Source organism: Micromonospora sp. NPDC002411, assembly GCF_053592955.1.
Genome location: NZ_JBSFBM010000004.1, coordinates 19,530 through 44,161 on the forward strand (window position 1 = coordinate 19,530; position 24,632 = coordinate 44,161).

The 24,632-nt window shown below is 69.8% G+C and carries 26 protein-coding genes and 2 tRNA genes; 18 read left to right on the forward strand and 10 right to left on the reverse strand.

Translation table 11 applies throughout. From position 1 onward, the window contains the following. Positions 1-110 precede the first annotated feature (110 nt). The 6 genes from gyrA to ACWCO3_RS01180 all read left to right on the forward strand — a co-directional run bounded on the left by gyrA (position 111) and on the right by ACWCO3_RS01180 (position 4,681). Positions 111-2,633 carry a DNA gyrase subunit A gene (gene gyrA / locus ACWCO3_RS01155; RefSeq protein ID WP_145778319.1) on the forward strand — a complete coding sequence of 841 codons (2,523 nt, stop codon included), beginning with the start codon at positions 111-113 and terminating at the stop codon, positions 2,631-2,633. 4 nt (positions 2,634-2,637) lie between these two features. Then, positions 2,638-3,552, forward strand: coding sequence for a DUF3566 domain-containing protein (locus ACWCO3_RS01160; protein ID WP_145778318.1), 915 nt, complete (start codon positions 2,638-2,640; stop codon positions 3,550-3,552). Between the two features lie 151 nt (positions 3,553-3,703). Continuing rightward, positions 3,704-3,777, forward strand: a tRNA-Ile gene (locus ACWCO3_RS01165). A gap of 44 nt (positions 3,778-3,821) precedes the next feature. After that, the gene (locus tag ACWCO3_RS01170; RefSeq protein WP_231924476.1) at positions 3,822-3,950 is read left to right on the forward strand and encodes a DLW-39 family protein; all 129 of its coding nucleotides are present in this window, start codon (positions 3,822-3,824) and stop codon (positions 3,948-3,950) included. Positions 3,951-3,987: 37 nt separating this feature from the next. After that, a tRNA-Ala gene (locus ACWCO3_RS01175) sits at positions 3,988-4,063 on the forward strand. A 489-nt stretch (positions 4,064-4,552) separates the two neighbouring features. Continuing rightward, positions 4,553-4,681, forward strand: a complete 129-nt coding sequence (locus tag ACWCO3_RS01180) for a hypothetical protein (protein WP_450007839.1) — start codon at positions 4,553-4,555, stop codon at positions 4,679-4,681. 49 nt (positions 4,682-4,730) lie between these two features. Here ACWCO3_RS01180 and ACWCO3_RS01185 read toward each other — a convergent pair whose 3' ends face one another. Continuing rightward, a complete protein-coding gene (locus ACWCO3_RS01185; RefSeq protein WP_450007841.1) occupies positions 4,731-5,201 on the reverse strand; it encodes a tyrosine-type recombinase/integrase in 471 nt (156 codons plus the stop codon). On the opposite strand from ACWCO3_RS01185, the gene ACWCO3_RS01190 reads away from it, so the two are divergent. Next, positions 5,147-5,665 carry a hypothetical protein gene (locus ACWCO3_RS01190; RefSeq protein WP_450007879.1) on the forward strand — a complete coding sequence of 173 codons (519 nt, stop codon included), beginning with the start codon at positions 5,147-5,149 and terminating at the stop codon, positions 5,663-5,665. The genes ACWCO3_RS01185 and ACWCO3_RS01190 overlap by 55 nt on opposite strands. 544 nt (positions 5,666-6,209) lie before the next feature. On the opposite strand, the gene ACWCO3_RS01195 is transcribed toward ACWCO3_RS01190, so the two are convergent. Then, positions 6,210-6,587: a carboxymuconolactone decarboxylase family protein gene (locus ACWCO3_RS01195; RefSeq protein WP_357931837.1), complete on the reverse strand. Its 378-nt coding sequence runs from the start codon at positions 6,585-6,587 to the stop codon at positions 6,210-6,212. Between the two features lie 135 nt (positions 6,588-6,722). Between ACWCO3_RS01195 and ACWCO3_RS01200 the strand changes: the two genes are divergently transcribed. Beyond that, positions 6,723-7,211, forward strand: coding sequence for a hypothetical protein (locus ACWCO3_RS01200; RefSeq protein ID WP_450007844.1), 489 nt, complete (start codon positions 6,723-6,725; stop codon positions 7,209-7,211). A gap of 73 nt (positions 7,212-7,284) precedes the next feature. Here the strand turns inward: ACWCO3_RS01200 and ACWCO3_RS01205 are convergent, their stop codons facing one another. The 3 genes from ACWCO3_RS01205 to ACWCO3_RS01215 form a co-directional block, all read right to left on the reverse strand. After that, a complete protein-coding gene (locus tag ACWCO3_RS01205; protein ID WP_145778316.1) occupies positions 7,285-7,692 on the reverse strand; it encodes a DUF6896 domain-containing protein in 408 nt (135 codons plus the stop codon). 97 nt (positions 7,693-7,789) lie between these two features. Then, positions 7,790-8,506: an LPXTG cell wall anchor domain-containing protein gene (locus ACWCO3_RS01210; protein ID WP_450007847.1), complete on the reverse strand. Its 717-nt coding sequence runs from the start codon at positions 8,504-8,506 to the stop codon at positions 7,790-7,792. A gap of 265 nt (positions 8,507-8,771) precedes the next feature. Then, positions 8,772-9,500 (reverse strand): VOC family protein, encoded by a 729-nt coding sequence (locus ACWCO3_RS01215; protein ID WP_145778314.1) that lies wholly within the window; start codon positions 9,498-9,500, stop codon positions 8,772-8,774. 97 nt (positions 9,501-9,597) lie between these two features. On the opposite strand from ACWCO3_RS01215, the gene ACWCO3_RS01220 reads away from it, so the two are divergent. Together ACWCO3_RS01220 and ACWCO3_RS01225 are read left to right on the forward strand one after the other, a co-directional pair. After that, positions 9,598-9,924: a zinc finger domain-containing protein gene (locus ACWCO3_RS01220; protein WP_357931829.1), complete on the forward strand. Its 327-nt coding sequence runs from the start codon at positions 9,598-9,600 to the stop codon at positions 9,922-9,924. Between the two features lie 41 nt (positions 9,925-9,965). After that, positions 9,966-10,274, forward strand: a complete 309-nt coding sequence (locus ACWCO3_RS01225) for a hypothetical protein (RefSeq protein ID WP_357931826.1) — start codon at positions 9,966-9,968, stop codon at positions 10,272-10,274. Positions 10,275-10,314: 40 nt separating this feature from the next. Here the strand turns inward: ACWCO3_RS01225 and ACWCO3_RS01230 are convergent, their stop codons facing one another. Next, the gene (locus ACWCO3_RS01230) at positions 10,315-14,739 is read right to left on the reverse strand and encodes an HAD-IC family P-type ATPase (protein WP_450007850.1); all 4,425 of its coding nucleotides are present in this window, start codon (positions 14,737-14,739) and stop codon (positions 10,315-10,317) included. 152 nt (positions 14,740-14,891) lie between these two features. Between ACWCO3_RS01230 and ACWCO3_RS01235 the strand changes: the two genes are divergently transcribed. From ACWCO3_RS01235 to ACWCO3_RS01260, 6 genes are all read left to right on the forward strand, one after another. Next, positions 14,892-15,152, forward strand: coding sequence for a hypothetical protein (locus tag ACWCO3_RS01235; protein ID WP_145778311.1), 261 nt, complete (start codon positions 14,892-14,894; stop codon positions 15,150-15,152). Between the two features lie 58 nt (positions 15,153-15,210). Beyond that, positions 15,211-16,602, forward strand: a complete 1,392-nt coding sequence (locus ACWCO3_RS01240; RefSeq protein ID WP_145778310.1) for an MFS transporter — start codon at positions 15,211-15,213, stop codon at positions 16,600-16,602. 51 nt (positions 16,603-16,653) lie between these two features. After that, positions 16,654-17,307 carry a GAP family protein gene (locus ACWCO3_RS01245; protein WP_450007852.1) on the forward strand — a complete coding sequence of 218 codons (654 nt, stop codon included), beginning with the start codon at positions 16,654-16,656 and terminating at the stop codon, positions 17,305-17,307. Positions 17,308-17,421: 114 nt separating this feature from the next. Next, positions 17,422-18,204: an SDR family oxidoreductase gene (locus tag ACWCO3_RS01250; RefSeq protein ID WP_450007854.1), complete on the forward strand. Its 783-nt coding sequence runs from the start codon at positions 17,422-17,424 to the stop codon at positions 18,202-18,204. A 37-nt stretch (positions 18,205-18,241) separates the two neighbouring features. Continuing rightward, positions 18,242-18,436 (forward strand): hypothetical protein, encoded by a 195-nt coding sequence (locus ACWCO3_RS01255; protein WP_088987020.1) that lies wholly within the window; start codon positions 18,242-18,244, stop codon positions 18,434-18,436. A 95-nt stretch (positions 18,437-18,531) separates the two neighbouring features. Beyond that, positions 18,532-19,080, forward strand: a complete 549-nt coding sequence (locus ACWCO3_RS01260; protein WP_145778307.1) for a YbaK/EbsC family protein — start codon at positions 18,532-18,534, stop codon at positions 19,078-19,080. Positions 19,081-19,148: 68 nt separating this feature from the next. On the opposite strand, the gene ACWCO3_RS01265 is transcribed toward ACWCO3_RS01260, so the two are convergent. The 4 genes from ACWCO3_RS01265 to ACWCO3_RS01280 all read right to left on the reverse strand — a co-directional run bounded on the left by ACWCO3_RS01265 (position 19,149) and on the right by ACWCO3_RS01280 (position 22,551). After that, positions 19,149-19,784, reverse strand: coding sequence for a DsbA family oxidoreductase (locus tag ACWCO3_RS01265; RefSeq protein WP_358162478.1), 636 nt, complete (start codon positions 19,782-19,784; stop codon positions 19,149-19,151). Positions 19,785-19,804: 20 nt separating this feature from the next. After that, entirely contained in the window at positions 19,805-20,233 is a 429-nt protein-coding gene (locus ACWCO3_RS01270; protein ID WP_354883466.1) for a SufE family protein, read from the reverse strand. Between the two features lie 66 nt (positions 20,234-20,299). After that, positions 20,300-20,725 (reverse strand): CBS domain-containing protein, encoded by a 426-nt coding sequence (locus tag ACWCO3_RS01275; protein WP_167524739.1) that lies wholly within the window; start codon positions 20,723-20,725, stop codon positions 20,300-20,302. Between the two features lie 56 nt (positions 20,726-20,781). Further along, positions 20,782-22,551: a proline--tRNA ligase gene (locus ACWCO3_RS01280; protein WP_145778304.1), complete on the reverse strand. Its 1,770-nt coding sequence runs from the start codon at positions 22,549-22,551 to the stop codon at positions 20,782-20,784. 181 nt (positions 22,552-22,732) lie between these two features. Between ACWCO3_RS01280 and ACWCO3_RS01285 the strand changes: the two genes are divergently transcribed. Both ACWCO3_RS01285 and ACWCO3_RS01290 read left to right on the forward strand, forming a co-directional pair. Beyond that, a complete protein-coding gene (locus ACWCO3_RS01285) occupies positions 22,733-23,263 on the forward strand; it encodes a SigE family RNA polymerase sigma factor (protein WP_145778303.1) in 531 nt (176 codons plus the stop codon). Next, a complete protein-coding gene (locus ACWCO3_RS01290) occupies positions 23,260-24,432 on the forward strand; it encodes a TolB family protein (RefSeq protein WP_145778302.1) in 1,173 nt (390 codons plus the stop codon). Before ACWCO3_RS01285 ends, ACWCO3_RS01290 begins: the two co-directional genes overlap by 4 nt. Positions 24,433-24,632 lie beyond the last annotated feature (200 nt).

The window sequence follows — 24,632 nt, forward strand, 5'->3', positions numbered from 1 at the left end:
GGGTGCTGCCCGGTCGATCCACCGGTCCACAGAGTTATCCACAGCATGGCCGGTATCCACAGCGGTTATCCACAGCACGAAAACGACACTGAGTCTGATAAGGGTATACAGTGACCGATTCTCCCGAGTCCACACCGAACGAGCCCGAGGTCCCCGCCGAGGCCATCGCCGCGGTGGTTGCGCACGACCGGATCGAACCGGTCGGGCTCGAGGTGGAGATGCAGCGCTCCTACCTCGACTACGCGATGAGCGTCATCGTCGGGCGTGCGCTGCCGGACGTCCGGGACGGCCTCAAGCCGGTCCACCGCAAGATCCTCTACGCCATGTTCGACTCCGGCTACCGTCCGGACCGCGGCTACGTTAAGTGCTCCCGCGTCGTCGGCGACGTGATGGGCCAGTTCCACCCACACGGCGACTCGGCGATCTACGACGCGCTGGTCCGGATGGCGCAGACCTGGTCGCTGCGCTACCCGCTGGTCGACGGCAACGGCAACTTCGGCTCGCCGGGTAACGACCCGGCCGCCGCCATGCGATACACCGAGTGCAAGCTCGACCCGCTCGCCATGGAGATGCTGCGGGACATCGACGAGGACACCGTCGACCTGCAGGACAACTACGACGGCCGGGCCAAGGAGCCCACGATCCTGCCGTCGCGGATCCCCAACCTGCTGGTGAACGGCTCCGAGGGCATCGCGGTCGGCATGGCCACCAAGATCCCGCCGCACAACCTCCGTGAGATCGGCGCGGCCGTGCAGTGGTGCCTGGAGCACCCGGAGGAGGACGAGGAGACCACCCTCGAGGCGCTGCTCGGCATCGTCAAGGGCCCGGACTTCCCCACCCACGGTCTGATCGTCGGCACGACCGCCATCCAGGACGCCTACCGCACCGGTCGTGGCTCGATCCGGATGCGCGCCGTGGTGGAGGTCGAGGAGGACAAGCGGGGTCGGCCCTGCCTGGTCGTCAGCGAGCTGCCCTACCAGGTCAACCCGGACAACCTCGCCGAGCGGATCGCCGAGCTGATCAAGGAGGGCAAGCTCGCCGGCATCGCCGACATCCGCGACGAGTCCTCCGGTCGTACCGGTATGCGGATCGTGCTGGTGCTCAAGCGCGACGCGGTCGCGAAGGTCGTGCTGAACAACCTCTACAAGCACACCCAGCTCCAGGAGACGTTCGGCGCCAACATGCTGGCGCTGGTCGACGGGGTGCCGCGCACGCTCAACCTGGCCCAGTTCATCCGCTACTACGTCGAGCACCAGATCGACGTGATCCGCCGGCGGACGGCGTTCCGGCTCCGCAAGGCCGAGGAGCGGGCACACATCCTGCGGGGTCTGTCCAAGGCGCTGGACGCCCTGGACGAGGTGATCGCGCTCATCCGGCGTTCGCCGACGGTGGAGGACGCGCGGCAGGGCCTGATCCGACTGCTGGACATCGACGAGATCCAGGCGACCGCGATCCTGGACATGCAGCTGCGTCGTCTCGCCGCGTTGGAGCGGCAGCGGATCCTCGACGACCTGGCCAAGCTCGAGATCGAGATCGCCGACCTGAAGGACATCCTCGCCAAGCCGGAGCGGCAGCGGAAGATCGTCTCGGAGGAGCTGGGCGAGATCGTCGCCAAGTGGGGCGACGATCGGCGTACGCAGATCATCCCGTTCGACGGCGAGGTCTCGATGGAGGACCTCATCGCCCGCGAGGACGTGGTCGTGACGATCACCCGGACGGGGTACGCCAAGCGGACCAAGGTCGATCTCTACCGCTCCCAGCGGCGCGGCGGCAAGGGCGTCAGTGGCGCCACGCTGCGGCAGGACGACATCGTCAGCCACTTCTTCGTATGCTCGACCCACGACTGGATCCTGTTCTTCACGAACAAGGGGCGTGTGTACCGGGCCAAGGCGTACGAGTTGCCGGAGGCCAGTAGGGTAGCCAAGGGCCAACACGTGGCCAACCTGCTCGCCTTCCAACCGGACGAGCAGATAGCGCAGATCATTGAGATCCCGAACTACCAGGTAGCCCCCTATCTGGTACTGGCCACGAAGAACGGCCTGGTGAAGAAGACGCGGCTCGAGGAGTTCGACTCCAACCGTTCCGGCGGCATCATCGCGATCAACCTGCGCGATGAGGACGAGCTGGTCGGTGCTGCGTTGGTTGCGCCGGAGAACGACCTGCTGCTGGTCTCCAAGAAGGCGCAGGCGATCCGGTTCAACGCCTCGGACGAGGCGTTGCGGCCGATGGGCCGGGCCACCTCGGGCGTGATCGGCATGCGCTTCACGGACGACGACGTCCTGCTCGCCATGGAGGTCGTCCGGGAGGGTCTGGACGTTCTGGTGGCCACGAACGGGGGATACGCGAAGCGCACCCCGATCGAGGAATACCCGGTGCAGGGCCGGGGAGGTAAGGGCGTGTTGACCGCGAAGATCACCGAACGGCGCGGTGGTCTGGTCGGCGCGGTGGTGATCGATCCGGACGACGAGCTGTTCGCGATCACCAGCAATGGTGGTGTCATTCGGACTCCGGTGAAGCCTGTACGCCGTACGCGTGACCGGAACACAATGGGGGTCAAGCTGATGGACCTCCCGGACGGCGTGACTATCGTGGCGATTGCTCGCAATGCCGACGAGCCTGACGAACAGGACTAGTTGAATGACGGAGACACAGGCGAAGTCGGGGAACACGGGGACCTCGGCCAACCCGGTCGACGAGGAGGCCGCCAAGGGCGGCACACCAGCGACCGGCCGCGCGGCCGTGGGCCGGGCGACGGTCCCTGCCGACGCGCCTGCCCCGAAATTCACCAGGGCTCCGGGCATGACACCCCCGCCGGAGCCGCCCGCTGAGGACGCCGGGTCGGCCGACAAGACCGAGGCCTCCGGCACCGACGCGCCGAAGTCGTCCACCGCCGCCACCCCCTCGGGTTCGGCGACGGCGTCTTCGGCCCGTCCGGCGACCACCCAGCCGATCAACGTGCGGCCCGGTCCGGCGGCGTCGACCGGGTCCACCGGCACCCAGCCGCGGATCACACCGGGCATGACGCAGCCGCAGCCCGAGACCGCTCGTACCGCCGCCGCCGGCCGCCCGGCCAGCGGCGGTGGTCTGCCGCCGGGCATCGGCAACGCGTCCGCCGTCGGGGCAGCCCGTGTCGGTGACGCGGTACGCGCTGCGCGTACCTCGGTCAGCTCGGCCGCCTCCCGCGGACCGCGCCGGGCCCGACTGAACCTGAAGCGGATCGACCCCTGGTCCGTGATGAAGTTCGCGTTCGCCGTCTCGGTGGTGCTCTTCATCGTCGTGGTGGTCGCCACGTCGGTGCTCTACCTGGCGTTGGACGCGATGGGCGTGTTCCAGAGCGTCAACGAGAGCCTGAGTGACCTGGTGAACGCCGGCGGTGGGCAGAGCACCAGCGGCTTCCAGATCACCGCCAAGGGCGTGATCCTCAGCTCGGCGCTGATCGGCCTGGTCAACGTGGTGTTGTTCACCGCGCTGGCCACGCTGGGAGCGTTCGTCTACAACGTCTGCGCCGACCTGGTCGGCGGGATCGAGCTGACCCTCGCCGAGCGGGACTGAGCGACCGGGACGCCGGGGCACCGCGTAATGCGGTCGCTCCGGCGTCCCGTACTCAGGTAGGTTTTGGCAGGCGACGACGGCCCGGCTCGCAGGTTCGGACCCCGATTTGGGGCCGGCAGAGCGGATGGGTTAATCTTGCTCGTCGCAACACGGGGCTATAGCTCAGTCGGTTAGAGCGCAGAGCTGATAACTCTGAGGTCGATGGTTCGATTCCATCTAGCCCCACCGCATTGTCGTCCGACGGTAGTCGAGCACGAGGGGTCGCCCCAATGTTCAAGAAGCTGCTGATTGTGGCTGGCGTCGTCGGCGTGGCCGCCGTCGTGTTCAACAAGATCAAGGCCTCGAACGACGAGCGTGCCCTGTGGCACGAGGCGACCACCGCGCCCGACCTGCGCTGACGTCCGGCCGGGCGACGAGCATTCGACGCCCACGCACGGGGCCCTAGCTCAACTGGCAGAGCACTGCCTTTGCAAGGCAGGGGTTAGGGGTTCGAGTCCCCTGGGCTCCACCAGCACTTCCCTCGGTTGATCTCGGTCCGAGTACAGCCATTCGTACAGCCAAGCGGTCACGCCGTCTCCTCCTAGCCGAGAATCCGGTCAAGGGCTGAGGCAGCCTGACGAGCCCGCGTCGGCAGGCAGGTGCAGCGAATCAGCCCGGCCGCCGCATCGGTGGAGGATGCTGCCCCGACTGAGGAGATCCCGCCTTTCACGAGCCGCATGGCATCCAGGATCCTTGCCCTCAAGCCTATGCTTCCCGCGTGATCGTTCGGTGCGTCAAGATCGTGAGTCCCTTCGGTGACGACGTGGAGGAGTACCCCGGCGTTCGAATCGGAGCTCACTATCCGGTGCTTGAGGTCCTGTCAGCTCCCGACGCCTACATGATCCGAATTCTGGATGACAGTGGGGAAGCTCCAGGCACGTTATGGACGCCTGGGATGTTCGAAACGGTTGATCCGCGAATCCCCTCATGTTGGATCGCATCGCTGTCGGACCAAGGAACCTTGCGACTTGCCCCGCGTACCTGGCAACGGCCGGACTTCTGGGGCGACTACTTCAACCGCGAACCGCAGACGTTGGCGGATTTCGAGGCGGGAATGGCGAGCGTCCTTGCCGAGTCTGTGGTCGAGTAGGACGACCATTCACCCGGCCAGCAGCGGCATCGGCGTACAGCCAATCCGGTCACGCCGTCCCCTCCCGGCCGAGAATCCGGTCAATGGCCGAGGCAGCCTGACGAGCCCGCGCCGGCAGAACGTGGCCGTAGGTGTCGGCCGTCATCCGGATCGTGGAGTGCCCGAGCAACTCCATCACCGTCCGCAGCTCCTCGCCCTGGTCGAGCAGGAACGTGGCGAAGGCGTGCCGCAGGTCGTGGAGGTGCAGCCAGTCCAGCCCGGCCGCTGCGCGGAGCTGCTCGAAGCGCCGGTTGACGTTCCGTGGCTCCATCGCGGTGCCAATGGTGCTGGCGAAGACCAGGCCCAGATCCGACCACACCTCCCCGGCCGCGAGCCGTTCCTTGGCCTGGCGCACGCGCTGTGCCTCCAACGCCCGGACGGCCAGAGCCGACAGCGGCAGCGGACGGGCCGATCGGTGCGTCTTCGGTGGCACGAACACCAACCCGTGATCCGTTCGCTGGAGCGTCTGCCGAACGAACAACGCCTTCCCCGGCAGGTCGACATCCGACCACCGCAGGCCCAGCAGCTCAGCCGCCGCAGCCCGGTCGCCAGCGCCAGTACGATCAGCGATTCCAGCCGGTCCCCGGTCAGCACCGCCAACAGCGTCTTGGCTTCCTCGGGCGTCAGCGCTCGCCGCTCGGTCCGACCGAGAGCCGGCGGCTTGGCTGCCTTGGCGACGTTGCGCGCGATCAGGTCCATTCGCTCAGCGTCGGCCAGCGCGACGCGCAGCACGGCGTGCACCTTGATGATGCTGGCCGGCGCGAGTTCGCCCCGCAGCCCGGTAAGGAACCGCTGCACATCGCGAGGCGTCAGTCGATCAAGGCGGCCCGCAAGCGGGCCGCGCCGGCCGCGCTCGGCCTGCTGGCGGCGCAAGCGCCGGCATCGGCCGGCGCGCCGGCCGATGAAGGGCATGCCTCCGGCGGGGGCCAGACGACTCCAGGATGAAGTTGCCGAACGGTTCCGGTTCGTGGGTGGTGGGATGCCATCCCGTCTACCACCGACCCAGGCAGAGCCGAGCAGACCAGGGCCAGGGCGCCAAGGTGGAGCGCCCTACCGTTCTCGGCTGTACCGCCATCCTGGCCTGGAGCACTTCCGCTGCAGATCAGGCACGAGCAGCCCTCAATCGCCACCGGGCGACCCTACCGGGACCGCTACGGGATCCGCTTCCCGCAGCTCGACGGTCCTGGGACCCACGCGACTACCGCCGACCGGATGATCATGTAGAGCATCTGATGAGACGCCACTGTCAAGCATGTCCCGTGACAGGACAGCCGGACTGGCACCGGACTGCCGGCAGTGCTTTGCAAGTTTCTGTACGTCTTAAGGCGGCCCTTGACGGACAGCACGCGCCGCCGCCAGGGGGCGCGCTGGCCGCTGCCGCTGTCGCTCTGCGGCCGTCACGCCTGATGCCCGGCGGCTGGCGCGGAGAGCGGGAAGCCCGGAGGGCCGCCGCAGAACGACAGGTCGTTGACGGGTGCTGGCAGCGTCGTCAGCGGTGCTCGCCGAAGACCGCTGCGGCCACCTGGTAGCTGTCGAACGCCCGGGCCGCCCCGGCGTACGCCTCCAGGTGGATGAAGAGCTCGACGATCTCCTCCTTGGTCACGCCGGACGTCAGCGCGATGCGCAACTGCCCCCGCAGCGGCTCGTGGGTGCCCAGCGCCGCCGCGACGGCCACCGAGATCAGGCAGCGGCTCCGCAGGTCCAGGCCCGGTCGCGGCCACGAGTCGCCGAAGGTGTGCTCGGTCGCCAGCCGCCGGAAGTCCTGACCGACCGCGGGTTCCCCGTCGGCCAGCGGCAGGGTCAACGGTTGGCCGAGGAGGCGCTCCGCGGTGTCGAGGGCCTGCTGGTATCGGGGATCGTTGGGCATGCGTTGCCACCTCCGCACGTGTCAGCCGATGGACTGCCGTTCGGTTCCAGCATCGCGCCCACCCCGGCGTTCGGTCGGCCGTTCCGGGAAACCGCTGGTCGCGATAGGCGTTGGGCTTGCCCCTACTGTCCCAGCATGGGATACGACATCAGCTTCTTCATGCCAGGCCACGACGACGACGGCTTGAGCGACGAGCTGTTGCTCCACCTCACGAACGATCAGGAGGCTGCCCGGCGGCGGATTGTCGCGCGGGCAGAGCATGAGATTGGCCCGGCCGATGAAGGTCGTTACCCGACGCACCTTGAGTTGTGGCTCCACGAGCCCGCCATGCAGCTCTGCTACGCGGGCAATTCCGCGTCCATCGAGATTCCCTACCGATACACAGCGACTGTGGCCAGCGCGCATGCGGCCGTCGCTACCGCGTACGCCCTCGCCCGCATCGTGGAGGTCGAGACAGGGATGCTCGGCCTCGATGACGAGGTGAGCCAAGCGATCCAGGAGTACGACCTGCCGAAGGCGGTGGCCCGGTATCGGGGCGTCGGGCAACACGTTCGCGATCTGGTAGCAGGGCAGGGTCCAGACAGCAGGTCAGCGGGTCGTCATGGGCCGGCCACGGGCCGATAGTTGGGGTGCGCAGCTGGTCCGAGGCTCACGACCATCTGATCGCGCTCTCCCAAGGTGAAGATCCGTTTCGCCATCAGGGCGCGTACCAACGGTGCGGCTGCAGCTCGCGCAGCTCCGCCCAACTGGCGAGGCGGGAGCAGGCAGTGTGCAGTTCTTCAACCGAGAGACTCTCCCCCTCGCGTCCTTCGAGGAAGACATGGACCCGCCAGCCGTCGAAGGCTTCCACACCATCGACCAGGTCGACGTCGACTACGGTGCCCTGCTCGTCTGTCATTCGACAACCGGCACCGTGGACCGAGTAGTCGATGCCGGTGCTCGACCGGCCCTCCCGAGGTAGTACTCGAGTTGACCTCACCGCAGTCAGTAGATCGGGCAAGCCGGTCAGCTCCGGAAAGGCCGCGAAGAGGCGTTCGTGGATCCGCTTGAAGGCTGCGACGAACGATCTCACGGCGTCCACCGCCAGCTGTTCACGCTCGTCCACGTGATCACAATATGCGCCGTGTTCATGTCGCTGTCGGATGGGCACGCAAAGACGCGCCCGGCTCGATGAAGCATCGAGCCGGGCGCGTCGAGTGGAACTATGCGACGAAGCGTGAACGGCGTCGGCGTCCGATCAGGAAACCGGTGCCGCCGAGGAGCAGAAGCGCACCGCCAACGCTGACCACGGTCGCGGTGTTGGCACCGGTCAGGGGCAGTCCACCGCCCTCGCCGCCGGCGGCGGCCAGGCTCGTGGAGGGAGTAGCCGTCGGTGCATCGGTCGTCGTGGCGCTCGTCGTAACGCTGGGCGTGACGCTCGGCGTCGGGGTGGGCTGAGACGCGCAGTCGAGCTCACGCGCGGTGTACACGCCGTCGTTGAGGTAAGCCAGGAGGGCATCGAGGGAACCGTTGTCGAGCGTCACCTGTGCGGCCTTTTTCACGTTGACGCCAGCGCCCGTCATGGACTGGCCCACCTTGATCCGCAGATCCACCATCCAGACGTTCGGCACGTCCTTCTTGAGGAATGCCCGGAGCTCCTCCGGGGTGCCCTTCAGCTGCTTATCGATGGCACCCTGCAGAACGGTCAACTTGTCGACGTTGGCCGTATGCAGGAGCTGGGCGGTCAACACCCGGATCTCCTGATCGGTCGGGGTATCCAGGTCAACGGCGACGAGCTTACGGACGTCCTGGTACACCTTGCGCTCGACCGTTTGGCAGGCCGCGTCCAGCCCGGGCGATTCGAACTGGGCGGCCGCCGGTGCCGCCGGAACCAGAAAGGCCAGCGCTATCAGGGCGCCAGCCGGGATCTTCCATCGCATGTAGATATTCCTCCCCGTTAAAGATCAAAGCATGGGGATGTTACCCGGAGGCGGGATCAAGAGTGGGCCCCGTCGTCCCAGCGCCCACGTGGCCAGCGCCGTGTTGAGCCGACTGCGAACCATCTGGGAAGGGGCGACCAGCCGCGCTCGGTTGAAAAGGGCCTGCGTCTGAAGAGCGACGTCGACCATGACGATCGCGACGACGACGAGTACGACGGATCGGCTGGCGAACGCCGTGAGAAAGGGGTGCGGACGAGCGCTCAGGTCAGGCTGGGGTGAGGAGGCAGAATTCGTTGCCCTCCGGGTCGGCGAGGACCGTCCACGGAACGTCCAGGTCGATGACGGTAGCGCCGAGAGCGGTCAGCCTGGCCGCCTCGGCCCCCAGGTCGTCCCCGGGGTACGGCCGAACGTCGAGGTGGACGCGGTTCCACCCGGTCTTCACATCGGGTGTCCGGATGAACTCCAGGTACGGCCCGACGCCCTTGGCGGAGCGCAGCACCGCCTGGCGGTCGGTCACCTCGTGCAGGACCCAGTCCGTGGCCTGTCCCCAGAATTCGGCCATGGCACGCGGATCCGTGCAGTCGACCACGACAGCGGCGATCGGCCCGGTGTCTCGGTAGATCGGTCGGGGTTCCAACACGCAGAACTCGTTGCCCTCCGGGTCGGCCAGGACCGTCCACGGGACGTCGCCCTGGCCCACGTCGGCAGGTGTGGCTCCGAGATCCGTCAGGCGCGCCACCACCTGCGCCTGGTGGGCTGCCGAGGTGGTGGCGAGGTCGACGTGCACCCGGTTCTTCACCGTCTTGGGTTCCGTGGAGACGACGAGGTCGATGCAGACGGCGACGGGGTCGGGATAGACGAAGCCCTCAGGTTCGAGGTTGGTCACGCCGGGTTCCTCGCTGGAGACTCCCCAACCGAGTGCCTTCGCCCAGAAGTCGCCCAGCGCGGAGTCGTCCCGCGCCTTCATGTTGATCTGCACCAGCCTCGTTGCCATGCCGACGATGCTAGAGCCTGTTTCGCATCGACAGTACCGACTGATGCGCCAGTCAGGTGCTGACGTTTACGTGGATCGGAGGCGGGGATCCGCGACCGTGCGGATTGACGTGAGCGAGCCGAATTCGGTCGAACAATTCTGGGACGGGATGCGGGAGGCGGCTGCCGCAGCTACACGGCACCAGGACGACGAGCTGTACGACGCGATCGTCAAGATTGGCAGATCCGCTCTGGCCCAGGGTGTCGAGCTGGTGCCGTCGAGCGGGTTCTTTCTCCTGTGTCCAGTGTGTAGTGCGCTGTCGGGTCAACGCTGCATCAACGTGCCTGGCCATCCGCTGGAAGACAGCAGGCTTCATGCTGAGCGCATCGACTTGGCCGAGAAGGCGATGAGAGGGGAAGTGCCTCTCCCCAGGCCGCTGCGGTAAAGACCTGTCGGATCGTGCGTCGCGCTTGTCATGATCCGCGGATGGATGAGCAGCGAACCCCCCTCACTGTGCACGTCTACTGCCGGGTCGAGGTGCTCGTCACCGACCCCGCAGCGGTCACCGGTCACGCGATCGCCGATCTGCGGGCGGCCGACATCGACTGGTCCCAGGAGGAGGACGATCTCGAGACGGCCGTCGCGGACCTACGGTCGGACGTCGTCACCGCGTTGGCGGGTGTCGTGGACATCAGCCGACTCAGCGATGGTGTTCCGGGGATGGAGTTTCGTGGTGGTCTGTGCTGGGCCGAGCAGGGACCGGCCCGGGACCCGTTCCGTGCCGAACAGCGGTGACGGTGCGGGAAGTGACGCCGGTCAGGCGAAGCACCGTTGGTCAATCCGCGTGCTCCACCTCGGGCGAGGGTCGAGCGGCGTCGGGTCGTGCCTCCGGCAGGTGTTCCACCAGCCTGGTGAGCACGCCGTTGGCGAAGGTGGCGCCGAGCGCCGACCCGGCCCCGATGGTCCAGCCGACCGGCCCGAGCGGGGTACAGCCGAAGAACTGGCTCACTCCCGGCGTCTGCACCACCACGGCCAGCACCCCCAACGATGCCGCCGTTGACGCCAGCACGGTCGGGCTGGTGCCCCCGGCCAGGACGGTCTGGCCGAGTTGGGTGCCGACCAGGGACACCAGGGCGACGGTTCCGGCCCGCTGACGACGTCCGGTGTACCGGGCCAACGTCCAACCCGTTGTGGCGCCCAGGGTGGTGGCTGCCGCCCGCAGCCCGATCTCCCTGGTGAGGCTCTCCCCGAGCGCCATGTCCGGGCCCTCCCGGAGCAGCCTGTCGGTGCGGTCCGACGCGGGTGGCCGGACCGCGATGGCCAACGCAGGTGCCAGGTCGGTGAGCAGGTTGACCAGCAGCAGTTGTCGGCCGGTGAGCGCGGAACGACCGGTCGCCGCGGCGGTGAGCACGCTGAACGCGATCTCGCCCAGGTTGCCGCCGACCAGGATGCTGAGCGCGTGGCGCACCGACGACCACATCGCCCGACCCTCCACCAGGGTCGCGATGATGGTCTCCAACCGGTCGTCGGTGACCACCAGGTCGGCGGCGGCACGCGCCGCCGGGGTGCCCCGTTGACCGAGGGCGATGCCGACGTCGGCCAGCCGGATCGCCGGAGCGTCGTTGGCCCCGTCGCCGGTCATCGCGACGGTTCGCCCGCACTTCTGCAACGCCTGGATGATCCGCACCTTGTGCGCCGGGGTGCAGCGGGCCACCACGTCGGTGTTGGCCAGTCGGTCGGCGAGCGCGTCGTCGTCCAGTTGGTCGAGTTCACCGGCGGTGACCACGCGCTGCTCGTCGTGTTCGCTGATGGTGGCGGCGATCGCCTCGGCGGTAGCCGGATGGTCACCAGTGATCATGATGGTGTGCACGCCGGCCTGCCGGATCCGGCGCACCGCCGGGGCAGCGCTCTCCCGGACCCCGTCCGCGAGGGCCAGGAAACCCACGAAGGTCAGCCCTCGCACGTCGGAGTCGGTCACCTTCGGGTCGTCCACGGGGCATTCCGCGACGGCCAGGATCCGGTTGCCCGCCCCGGCCCGGTCGGCGAGCATCCGCTCCAACTCCGCGCGCCCGGCGTCGTCCAACGGCTGCTGAGTGCCGTCCATGCGGCGGGCCGAACACCGCGGCAGCACCGTCTCCGGAGCGCCCTTGACGCTCAGCAGCAGGCGACCGTCGGTCTCGCCGACGCTCGCGTGGTAGCCGCGGGACGGCTCGAAGGGCAGCCCTCCGTTCGCCCGCCAACCGGGGGCGCCGGTCTGCTCCACCACCCCGGCTTCCCCGGCACCCCGCCGGACCGCCCGGTCCGTCTGCAACGCCAACTCCTCCGGGTTTGCCGCGGCGGGGGTGGCCCGTAACGCTGCAGCCAGCGTCAACTGGAGTCGGTCGTCCAACCGGTCCACCGGGGCGTACCGGTCGCCGGCGCTGTCGCCGACCCCGGCCAGCAGCAACTGCCCCTCGGTGAGCGTGCCGGTCTTGTCGAAGCAGAGCACGTCCACCCGGCCCAACGCCTCGATGGTGCGCGGGTTGCGCACCAACGCGCCGTGCTCGGCGAGACGTCGGGCGGCCGCCAGCTGCGCCGCACTCACCAGGAACGGCAGCCCTTCCGGCACCGACGCCACGGCGAGGTTCGCGGCGGTCGCCGCCGTTTCGGCAAGGGGTACGCCCCGAAGTAGACCCGCGCCCGCCACCGCCACCGCCGAGCCGGCGGCCAACGGGATGGCGGCGCTGGTCAACGAGCCGAGGCGGGCTTCGACACCGCTCGTCGGTGGGGCCTGCCGGACCAGCGCGAGACTGCGACCGGATTCGGTGTCCGACCCGGTCGCCACGACCACGGCGGTGCCATGTCCGGCGGCGACTGTGGTCCCCTCGTACAGCATCGAGTGGCGGTCGGCAATCGCGGCGGCCACCACCGGTCGGTTGGACTTGGCGACGGGCAACGATTCACCGGTCAGCGAAGATTCGTCCGCCTCCAGGCCCACTGATTCGAGCACCCGGCAGTCGGCGGGCACCGAGTCGCCCGGTTCGAGGGTGATGACGTCCCCGAGTACCAGGTCTCCGGCGGCGACCACCTGCTCGGCGCCGTCCCGACGGACCCGTGCCGTCACCGCCGAACGGGACAGCAACTCCGCCAGCGACCGTTCCGTGTTCCGTTCGTGTACCGCGCCGATCAGGGCGGAACCACCGACGACGCTGCCCACCAGCGCGGCGTCGACAAGCGATCCGAACGACGCGGAGAGCACCGCACCGGCGGCCAGCACCGGAGTCAACGGGTTGGACAACTCCTCCACGAAGGCGCGCAGCAGACCACCGGTTCCGGGAGCGGCGTCGCCGTTCCCCGCCGACCCATGGTGGCGGCGCTGGGCCTCCACGCCGGTCAGACCGTCAGGGGTGCTGCCCAGGTGATCGAGCACGGTACTGACGGGCATCAGATGCCAGGCGGTCGTGACCGGCGCCGGGGTGTCCGACTGGTCGTGCAGCCGGCGGGCCTGCCAGACGCCGTTCGCGAAGGCCAACCCGGCAGCACCGTTGACGGCGACCAGCGCCTTGTGCGGCAACTGCGTCGGTGGGGCGGTGAACGCGCCGAGCGCCCCGAGACCGCTGCCGGCCATGGACAGCCGGATGTTCTGCTTCGCCGTGCGTCGGGCCACCCCGGTCGCCTCGATCACCAGGGCCACCACCCGCAGGTCGCCGCCGACCAGCAGGTGCGCACCCCACGGCGGCAAATCCTCCGGGGCGGTGGTGAATCCGAGACCACAGTCGGACGCGCCGAGCGCCTTCCGGTCCGCGGAAACCACCATCACCACCGCGCCGTCGCGCTGAAGCGCGCGTACCGACTCGGTCAACCGTTCGCCGCCGGGCAGCAGCGCGTCGGCGAAGGCGTAGCGCTGCTCGTCCCCACCCGCGACGACCAGCCGCAGACCGGCCCTGCGGGCGGCGGCCGGTAGACCGTCGACGCCGGGCGCGGGCTCCGGTTCCACCCGCAACAGCGCGGCCAGCCGGTCCCCGTGCGCCAGACCGAGGAGTTGACCCCCGGCGGATCGCAGACGGTCCCCGTCCGGGATGTCGCCATCGTCGGTCGCGGGCATCTGGTCCAGCGGCCCGAGCCGCCAGTCGTCGGCCGTGCGGGAAGCAGCCGGGTGGTCCGGGTCGAACAGCGCGAAGGCCCGCTCCGCCACCTGGTCGACGTCCGCTCCGGTCGCCGGCGCCAGATCAGCCAGTACGCCCCGGTCCGAGCCGAGCACTGCCGCGTCCAACACGAGCGTGTCGATCCGGTCCAGTTCCCGCAGCACGCTGCGGTCCATCGCGATCACGCCACGCCGGGCCAGCATCCAGCCGAGCTGGGCGGCGTACCCCTCGCGTCCACTGCCGGGGGCCTTGGGCAGGGCGGCGAGGCCCAACGCGGTTGCCCGCTTGGGCCCGGCGAACGGCATCGCCGCCGCTCCGGCCGCCGCGCCCGCGGCCAGCATCTTGTTGATGTACCGCTCGACGGGGCCGTCCGGCTTCGGCCGGGGACGGTCGATCACCGGCCATCGGGCCGTCGCACGGTCCGGGTCGCCGGTCAGCCGTGGCTCGGCGCGCTCCCAGGCAGAGAGTTGGGCCCGCGCCTCGCCCCACTGCACCACCCGCTGGGCGCCGTCCAGGACGATCCCGGTCCAGCGACCGGTCAAACCCTGCACCACCGCCTCGGCCAGGGGGAACAGGATGTCGGCGCGTGGGTCGGAGCGCAGCCGTTTGCCCACGAACTCGTGCAGCTTCGGCTGTAGATCTACGGCGGCCAGCAGGCCGGAGACCTCCCCGGGTAGCGGCGCGAACGGCAGGATCCGGGTGGCCGCCGAGATGGTGAGGCCCAGCGCGTCCGAGGCGAGCCCGCCGAGGGTGCGCGGAGTTCGGGGCCCCTCCTCCGGTGGGTGCGGCGGCGGGATCTCCGGGTCGGGCTCGTGGTCGCAGGTCTGCTCGATCCTGCTGATCGTCTCGATCAGGTCGCGCATCGTCGGCTCGGGGGTCTGGACGGCGACCACCACCCGGCCCGACGGAGCGTTGACCCGGGCCCAGGCGACTCCCGGCATCCGCTCCAGCGCGCCCTCCACCTGGCGTGCCAGCCGGTTGCCGCCGTCCTGGCACACGCCGTGGACCTCGATGTGGTGCCGACCGGGCCGCGACCACACCCGACGACGCGTCAGGCCGGTGTTCCGGGCCAGCCGGGTCGCGGCCGAGCTGACGGTCCGGGCCGCCTCGCCGAACAGGTGCGGCACGCCGGCCATCTCGTCCTCCCACCGCCTCGCGTCCGGCGGCCTGGCTTCCCGACCTGCCGTCCGTTATGCCCCTTGAGCAGCGGAACTTTCCGTCGAGGTCGGCGCATGGACGGGGTGTGGTGTGGAATCCGACGACCATCACCGGACACGGGGAGGCCGGAATGAGCACGCTGACACGACACCTCAACGGCTCGCGCGAGAACGTCCAGATGTATCAGCGACGAGTTGACCTGCCGATGCTGGGTGAGGTGGCGGTGCCGCCACCGGACAAGGTCGTCTACTACGCCGGGCTCGGGGTGCTTGCCGCGCTCCAGGTCATCGAGTGGCCGATCGCCCTGGTGATCACCGCCGGTCACCTGCTGGCCGACCAGCATTTTTCCGGTCTGGTGCGCGGGGTCGGGGAGGCGTTGCAGGACGCCTGACGAGAGCCGGGTCACCAGGGTTTGACATGAATCAGGGTTGAGGTCGCATCCTCGGTGGATGTCGAGCACAACAACCGCCACGCCCGTACCCGCAGCGCCGGGGCTGTTCGCGCCCCGGCTGCGGGCGATGACAGTGGGCAGCGTCGCGTTGATCTCGTTGCTCGCGTTCGAGGCGTTGGCGGTCGGCACGGCGATGCCCACCGTCGCCCGCAGCCTGGACGGGCTGGCGCTGTACGGGATCGCGTTCGGAGGATCGTTCGCCACGGGTGTGCTGGCCATGGTCGTGTCCGGCATCTGGTGCGACGCCCGTGGCCCTCGCGGGCCGATGTGGCACGGTGTCGCCTGGTTCGTGGTCGGGTTGCTGATCGCCGGGACCGCCCCTGTGATGAGCGCGCTCGTCGTCGGGCGGGCGGTGCAGGGTTTCGGCTCCGGTCTGCTCTCGGTGGCGCTCTACGTGATCGTCGGGCAGGCGTACCCGCAGGAACTGCACCGGAAGATCTTCGCGGCGTTCGCGGCGGCGTGGGTCGTACCGTCGCTGGTGGGGCCTGCGGTCGCCGGCCTGATCGTGCAGTACCTGGGCTGGCGGTGGGTCTTCCTGGCGGTCCCGGCGGTGGCCGTACCGGCGGTCCTGTTGATCCACCCGGGCCTTCGGTCGCTGGGCCGGAGTACGACGACCGGTCCGCCGGCCGGCGCGGCGGCGCGGATCGGGTGGGCGTGCGGTGCCGCGCTGAGTGCCGCACTGCTGCACATCGGGGGTCAGCAGCGCGGCGCCTCTGCCGTGGTGTTGATCGTGGCCGCAGTGGTCGGCCTGCTGGTCTGCGCCCCGCGCCTGCTGCCGGCCGGGTTCCTCCGAGCGGCTCGTGGTCTGCCGACGGTCGTCGGTCTGCGCGGTCTGGCGTCGGCGGCGTTCGTGGGCGCCGAGGTCGTCATCCCGTTGATGCTCTCCCGGGAGCGGGGCCTGTCGCCGACCTCGGCCGGGCTGGTCCTCACCGTTGGCGCGCTGGCCTGGTCGGTGGGCTCGTGGTTGCAGGGTCGGATTCCGGTGCCGGCCTCCCGGGCCAGCCTGCCGCGCGCCGGACTGACCTGCATCACCGTCGGCACCGCCACTGTGGCGCTGGCCGTTCGGCCGGAGCTGCCGGTGAGCGTGGCAGTGCTGGGCTGGGCGGTCGCCGGTCTCGGGATGGGCCTGCTCTACCCGTCGTTGTCGGTGCTCACCCTGGAGCTGTCCGCCCCGGGTGAGCAGGGGCGCAACAGTTCGTCGCTGCAACTGGGCGACTCACTCTTCGCGGCGACCGTGCTGGCGCTGACCGGGGCCGTGCTGGCGGCGGGTAGCGCGCCCGGCCCGGCGAGTTACATGCTGACTCTGGTGGTGGCGGCGGGTCTCGCGCTGCTCGGGGCGCTGCTGGCCGGCCGGGTCGTGGTGGGCGGGAGCACCCGACCGCTCGGGTGATCCGGGGAAACGGCCGCCTCCGACCCGGTCGGGCCGGGAGGATGACGGGCGATGAACCTCCTGACCATCCTGCCGCTCGCCGTGGTGATGGTCGCCGGATCCCAACTGGTCGTGGCGGTCTTCCTCGCCTCGTCGAACCGGCCCCGGGCGGCGTCGCTGGGCTTCCTCGGCGGCGCCGGGCTGGTGGTCACGGCCGGAGTGACGGTGAGCTGGCTGGTGACCCGTTGGGTGGGCGGCCTGGCCGCCGATGCCAGTGCCGTCGCCGGCAAGGTCGACCGCGGACCCGCCATCGACCTGGTGGTTCTCGCGCTGCTGGTCTGTCTAGCCGTGGTGGTGTGGGTACGGCGTAACCGGTCCGGGCCGCCGAGATGGCTGGGCAGCATCGAGCGCGCCGAACCCCGTCAGGCGATGCGGCTGGGCGCGTTGCTCTTCGTGGTGACACCTACCGACGACCTGACCATGGCCGCCGTCGGCGCGAGCGCGGCCCGGCACAACCTGCCGTGGTGGCACCTGGTGCCGTTCGTGCTGCTCACAGTGCTCCTGCTCGCCCTGCCCCTGCTGGCGTTGCTGCTGCTCGGGGACAGGGCGGCGCGGACGCTGACCCGGATGCGGGAGTGGGCCGAGGGGCACGCCTGGATCGTCAACGAGATCGTGATCGCGTTCTTCGCGTTGCTGACCGTGCTGGACCTGATCCGGTCCGGGTGAGCCGCCGCACTCCCGGTCACGGGAGCGCCGCCTGTGCCGTCGACACCGAGTGGGCCGACGGCTCATCGATCGAATCGGGTGTGCCGCGGTTCGCGGCCGGAACAGGAGGACGAGATGAGGGTTCTGGTCACCGGGGCGGGCGGCCGCCTGGGGCGCGCGGTGCTCGCACGGCTGCACGAGGACGGTGTGACGGTCCGGGCCACCAGCCGGCAGTGGCGTAGCGGCTCCGAGGTCGAGTGGGTGGTGGCGGACCTCGTGACGGGCGACGGGCTGGACGAGGCGGTGTCCGGGGTGGACGCCGTGCTGCACCTGGCGTCCGCCCCGCAGGGCGGGCAGACCTACCAGGTGGACGTGCTGGGTACCCGCCGGCTCGTGGTGGCCGCCGGTGCCGCCGGTGTGGGGCACCTCGTCTACATCTCAATCGTCGGAGTGGACCGGGTGCCGATCCCGTACTACCGGCACAAGCTCTCCGCCGAACAGGTGGTCGCGGCCGGACCGGTGCCGTGGTCGGTGCTGCGGGCCACCCAGTTCCCGCAGTTCCTCGACGACCTGCTCACCTCCAGCTCGCGGTTGGGACCGGTGATCGGTGACAGGGCGGTGCTGGCCCAACCGGTCGATCCGGGCGAGGTGGCGGCGCGGTTGGCGGCTCGGCTGGTAGCCGGGCCGCTGGGCGGAATCGAGGAGTACGGCGGGCCGCAGGTGCTCCGCTTCGACGAGGCGGTTCGGGCGTGGCGGGAGGCCCGAGGCTCACGCCGACCGCTGCTGCCGGTGCGGATCCCCGGCCGGCTCGGTCGGGAGTTGCGCGGCGGTGGTCTCGTCACCGAGGCGCTGCCCCGGGGCGTCCGTACCTGGGCCGATCACCTTGCTGACACGTACGGGGGAACCGGCCGGAGATGAGAGCAACAACGGTTCACGTTCGTCTTACGGTGACGCCATGTTCGTTGTCGTCACCACGGTGATCCTTTACGTCTTCGGCTTCGTCTTCCTCTACGGCGTGATCCGGCTGGGTGTCCGCCACGGGTTGGAGGACCTGGAGTTGCAACGGGCCAGGGCCCGGCGCGAGGAGGAGTTGGCGGCCGCCCGCGACCGCTCCTTCATGCGCGACAACGCGTTCCTCGCCGGCAGTTGAGCACCGGTGCGGTTCGGCCGGGCCCGGTGGTGTCGCGGAACGGCCCGGGAGCCGCCGGGCGGTTCGGCAGTGCGGATGCGAGGATCGCACCCGTGATGGGAACGCTGAAGACCGAACCGGCCCGCGCTCGCCTCGACCTGCTCGCCCCGCCGGTGGCGGAGGCCATCGCACAGTGGCCCGCCGACGCGCCGGTGGACGTCAACGACGTGCTGGTGGCGCCGATCGACGCCGACCTCGCCGACACGGCCGCGTTCTGCGAGGCGTACGAGGTGGGGTTGGACGTGTCGGCCAACTGCGTCGTGGTGGCGGGCAAGCGCGACGGAGTGGTGCGGTACGCGGCGTGCATCGTCCTGGCCACCACCCGGGCCGACGTGAACGGGGTGGCCCGCCGCACGCTTGACGTGCGTAAGGCGAGCTTCGCGCCGATGGCCGACGCTGTCGAGTTGACCGGCATGGAGTACGGCGGCATCACCCCGATCGGACTGCCGGCGCAGTGGCCGATCCTTGTCGACTCGCGGGTCATCGCCACCCCGCACGTGATCATCGGCTCGGGTGTACGGCACAGCAAGATCGCGCTGCCGGGGCCGGCGCTGGGCGCGCTGCCCGGTGCTCAGGTGGTGGAAGGCCTGGCCAGGCCGGCCTGACAAGCGATCGGCGTCGATGTTGTTGCACGTGAAACATTGTGATCATCGATGCCGGGTGCCGTGCGGGGTCAGTTGGCTGCGGCCTCACGCTGCTCGACCTCGGCGATTGCGGCGAGCAGCGTCTGCACCTCCTGCGCACCGGAGACCGCGTACTTCCCGGCCAGGACGAACATCGGCACACCGGTGATGCCGAGGTCCCGGGCGGTGGCCAACTGGGCCTCGACGTCGGCGACGCGTTCGTCGGAGTCGAGGAATCGTCGTGCGTCGGCCGCGTCCAGCCCGATGTCACCGGCCAGCGCGGCCAGTGCCTCCCGGGAGCCGACGTCGACACCGTTGTTGAAGTGCGCCTGGTAGAGCGCCTCCACCATCTCGGCCGCCCGACCGTGGTCGGTGGCGTAGGAGACCAGCCGGTGCGCGTCGAAGGTGTTCGCGATCACCGCGCGGTCGTAGTCCAGTCGGAGGCCGTCGCCCGCCGCCACCTGGGTCACGTGGTCGACCATCTGCCGGGCGCGCTCCGGGCCACCGAACTTGCCAGCCAGCGCCTGCACCAGCGGAAGAGGCTCGGGCACCGGCGACGGGTCGAGCTGGAACGGCCGGTAACGGACCGTCACCTCACCCTCGTAGTTGGCGAGGGCTTGGTCCAGGCGGCGCTTGCCGATGTAGCACCACGGGCAGATCACGTCCGCGTAGATCTCGATCTCCATGATCGGTGGCAACCTCGCGGTCAGCCGAGTTGTTCCCGGATCTGCCGCTTGAGGCGACCCAGGATTGCCGTGCCACCACGAACCCGCAGAGGGCTGATTGCCTGCGCCAGGCCCATCCGCTGATAGAGGTCGTCCGGCACGGCCAGCACCTGCTCGGCGCTCGCCCCAGCCAACCCTTCGGCGAGGATCCCGGCGAACGCCCGCGTGGTGGGCGCCTCCGGTGGGCAGTCGAAGAGCGTCTCCACGGTGCCGTCCGCGGTCACCTTCGCACGCAGGAAGAACGCCGTCTGACACTCGGGCACCTGTTCCATGCCCTCACGCTCGGCAGTGCCCTCCGGCAACACCGGGATGACGTCCGCGTACTCCAGGAGCATCTCCAGAACCAGGTCGCGCGGCGCCGCGGCGAACTCGTCGACGATCTCGGCCAGTCGGGCCGGCATGTCAGCCATACGTCGAGGCTACCGCCGTCGTGCGGAGCCCTCGCGAACAAGCCGACCGGACCGGCCCGCACGTCGTCAGACGGTGGGCGACTGCTCGCTGATCTCGCTCAGCGCGCTGGTGGGGTCGAGCTGCATGGCCAGGTCGCCGAGCGACACGATCCCGACCAGCTTGCGATCGCTGTCACAGACCAGCACCCGCCGGATGCCCCGGTCCCGCATGAGCGCCGCCGCCTCACCCGCAGTGCAATGCTGCTCGATCATGACCACCTCGCGGGTGACGATCGAGCCGATGGTGGTGGCCGCAGGGGAGCTGTTCTCCGCCACGGCCCGCACCACGATGTCCCGGTCGGTGAGCATGCCCGCCAGGCTGGCGCCGTCGGTGACCACCACGTCACCGATGTCGGCCTCCTTCATCACCCTGGCCGCCTCGTCCAGGGTGGTTTCGGCCGACAGGTACACGACCTGCTTGGTCATCACGTCACTGACCCGGTATTCGGTCACGAGAGCCTCCGAAGACGTTTCCACCGATCAGACAGCACTACCCCGTGACGCGGCAGCTACACCAGGTTTCCACGTTCCTGGCGTACCTCGTGGACGAGTCGGTCCACCAACCCTTCCAGCGGTAGCTCGGAGCGCCCGTCGCCGGCCCGCTCGCGCAGCTCGACGTACCCGTCGGCGAGTCGGCGGCCGACCACGACGGCCCGGGGGATGCCGATCAGCTCGGCGTCGGTGAACTTGACCCCGGCCGAGACGTGCGTGCGGTCGTCGACAAGCACCCGCAGGCCGGCCGCGGCGAGACGCCCGCCGAGCTCCAGCGCCGCGTCGAGCTGCGGGCCCTTGCCCGCGACCACCAGGTGTACGTCGCACGGCGCGATCGCCGCCGGCCAGACCAGCCCACGGTCGTCGTGGTGCTGCTCGGCGATCGCCGCCACCGCCCGGGAGACCCCGATGCCGTAGCAACCCATCGTCGGCCGGACCGGCTTGCCGGCCGGTCCGAGCACGTCGACAGCGAAGGCGTCGGTGAATCGGCGGCCGAGCTGGAAGATGTGCCCGATCTCGATGCCCCGCCGGATGGTCAGCTCACCGTCGTCGCAGGTCGGGCAGGGGTCGCCGGCACGCACCTCGGCAGCCTCGATCGTGCCGTCGGGCGTGAAGTCCCGCCCGCAGACCACGTCGGTCGCGTGTCGGCCCGGTTCGTTGGCCCCGGTCAACCAGGCCGAGCCAGCCACCACCCGAGGATCGACCAGGTAACGGACGCCCAGCTTGTCGAGCAGTTGCGGCCCGATGTAGCCGCGGACCAACTCGGGATGCTCGGCCCACTCCTCGAAGACGGCCACCTGGGCCGGGTGCAGGGCGGCTTCGACCCGCTTGAGGTCGACCTCCCGGTCGCCGGGCAGCCCGATCACCAGGGGCTCGGTCCGGTCCGCGCCCGGCTGACGGACGGCCAGGACGACGTTCTTCAGGGTGTCGGCGGCGGTCCAACCGTCCCGGTCGCCCAACCGGCGGGCGTTCGCCAGCTCCACCAGGCTGGCGATGGTCGGCGTCTCCGGTGTGTCGTGCACCTCGACGGGAGGCTGCGCGGTGGGATCGCCGGTGGCGGGTGCCCGGGTGACCACCGCCTCGGTGTTGGCCGCGTAGTCGCAGGCGGTGCAACCGACGTACGTGTCCTCGCCGACAGGTGTCGTCGCCAGGAACTCCTCCGACGCGGAGCCGCCCATCGCGCCGGACATCGCGTGCACCACCGTGTAGTCCAGACCCAGCCGGTCGAAGATCCGCCGGTACGCCGCGCGATGCCGGGCGTACGCGTCGCGCAGCCCCGCCTCGTCCAGGTCGAACGAGTACGCGTCCTTCATCAGGAACTCCCGGCCGCGCAGCACACCGGCCCGGGGCCGGGCCTCGTCCCGGAACTTCGTCTGCACCTGGAACAGCGTCACCGGGAAGTCCCGGTACGACGTGAACAGGTCCTTGACCAGCAGCGCCGCCATCTCCTCGTGGGTGGGTGCCAGCAGGTGCTCGGCGCCGCGCCGGTCGGCGAGGGTGAAGAGAAGGTCGCCGTACTCCGTCCACCGGCCGCTGGTCCGGTAGGGCTCGGCGGGCAGCAGTGCCGGGAAGTGCACCTCTTGGTCGCCGATGGCGACCAGTTCGTCGCGGACCACCTCGGTGATCCGGTCCAGCACCAACTTGCCCAGCGGCAGCCAGGTGTAGCCGCCCGGTGCGGCACGACGGACGTAGCCGGCGCGCAGCAGCAGCCGATGGCTCGGCACCTCCGCGTCGGCCGGATCCTCGCGCAGGGTCCGCAGCAATAGGGTCGACATGCGTAGCAGCATGGGCGCAGCCTAGGGCCGTGTCGGCCGACCGGGCGACCCAATTCGGACCTGCCGGGGCGATTCCGGTGGTGTGGCCGGCCGACTCTCGCGGGCATCGCGGGCGGCAACCATTGCCGTGTCGACTCGCGTCTGGGAAGGCAGCACCCCACCCCCAGCCTCACTACCCGAAGGATCGGCCCGTGTGGACCCTCTAGTGAGTGAGTTCGACTCGTTCGTCCGTACTCGCACGCCGGCGTTACTGCGCTCGGCGTACCTGCTCACCGGTGACCAGCACCTCGCGGAGGACCTCGTCCAGTCTGCTCTGGCCCGCACACACCGGTCCTGGAACCGGCTGCACCACAGCGGCAACGCCGAGGCGTACACCCGAAAGACCATGTACCACCTACAGGTTTCCTGGTGGCGGCGTCGCCGGGTATCCGAGTCGATGCCGGGCGACCTGCCCGAGCCACGCGGAGGCGACTCGGCCCCGGACCACGCCCAACAGACCAGCCTGCGGCTCACTCTCCGGGCCGCGCTGGCGAAGCTCTCCCCGAAACAGCGGGCCGTGCTGGTGCTGCGGTTCTTCGAGGACCGCAGCGAGGTGGAGACCGCCGACCTGCTCGGCGTCACCGTCGGCACCGTGAAGAGCCAGACAGCGAAGTCACTGGCCAAGCTGCGCGTCGTCGCGCCCGAACTCGCCGAGCTGTACGTCCTGGAAGGAAGCGCCCAATGAACGACCAGCGCCTCCGGCTCGATCTGACCGAGCTGGCCGAGGAGGTCGCCGTGGTCGACCTGCGGGACCGGACGCTGCGTACGTCGCGACGGCTCGGTGTCCAGCGGGCGGTGGCCATGTCGGCCGCCGCTCTGGTGTTGATCGCGGCGGCGGCCGGCACCGCCTTCGCCGTTCGACCCGATCAGTCCTCGCCCCCACTGCCCGCCGACACCCCGTCGGTCACGGCGAGCCCGACGCCGACCCAGTCGCCCAGCTCGACGCCGTCCACCAGCACCAGCGGAGCACCCGGCTCCCCCGACGGCGGATCCAGCCCGAACACGCCGACGGCGAAGATCGGCAAACTCTTCTACGGCCCCGTCGAGGTGACCAGCGAGCAGACGTGGAACCTTGGGTCCTGGCGCCCCGGCGAAAGCCCGGTTTGGCTGCTGGCGATGCCCGACATCGCGATGAGGGGAAACTCGGGCGTCTCGTCGGACGGTTACCGGGTGGCCTGGGTGAGCCCCGAGAATGAACTCTTCGTCTCCGACGTCGACGGCTCCGACAGGCAGAGGGTGCGCGCGAACGTCGACCCTTACTGCGTCGGCGCGGCCTGGTCGCCGGGTGGTCGGCAGCTGCTGTTCCGGGAGTTGAAGACATCGGGTGGCCCCGGGCGGTACGGCGTGGTGGACATGCGCTCGGCGGGAAAAACCGTGAGCTGGTGGGCCACTGAACCCGAGGGCTGCGACGCCTTCTGGGCGGCGGACGGTCGGACCATCGCCATGACCACCGACTACGGGGTCACCCTCTACGGGGCCGACGGCAGGAAGAAACGAGTCGTCCCCGGCTTCTCCCCGGGCGGATGGCACACCAGAGATATCGTCAGCCTCTCCCCGAACGGCTCCCGGATCGCCCTGCTGCGGGACCGGTCTTCTGGGGATTCTGGCGACGGTGCTCGCGACCTACGGGTCAATGTCGTCTTGGACACCCGTACCGGCAAGGAGTTCGCGTTGCCGTTGGGTGGACGCGAGCTGCGGCAGGTGTACTTCCAGTCCGACGGGTCGATGGTCGTGCGGGTCAACGCCGGCAGCGGGTACGCCGTGCTGCTGGTCGGCGAGGACGGCAGGAAGATCTCCGAGACCGCCGAACCGGCGGCCCTGAAGGACATGCAGATCCTGGCCGTCGTGTCCTGACGACCAGCGCTTCGAAGGGCGGGTCACCTCCGGGTGGCCCGCCCTTCCGCGGTCTCCGCACCGGCCCTGCAAAGTCGTTGATCACGGTCCGTCACCTGCGGAAATGGTTGCCGGGGCGGGCGGATCCGACTGTCGGATAGCGGCGTCCGGCGGCGGCAACTCACCACGACCGAGGGCTCGTCCTGGGTGTTGTCCCGCTC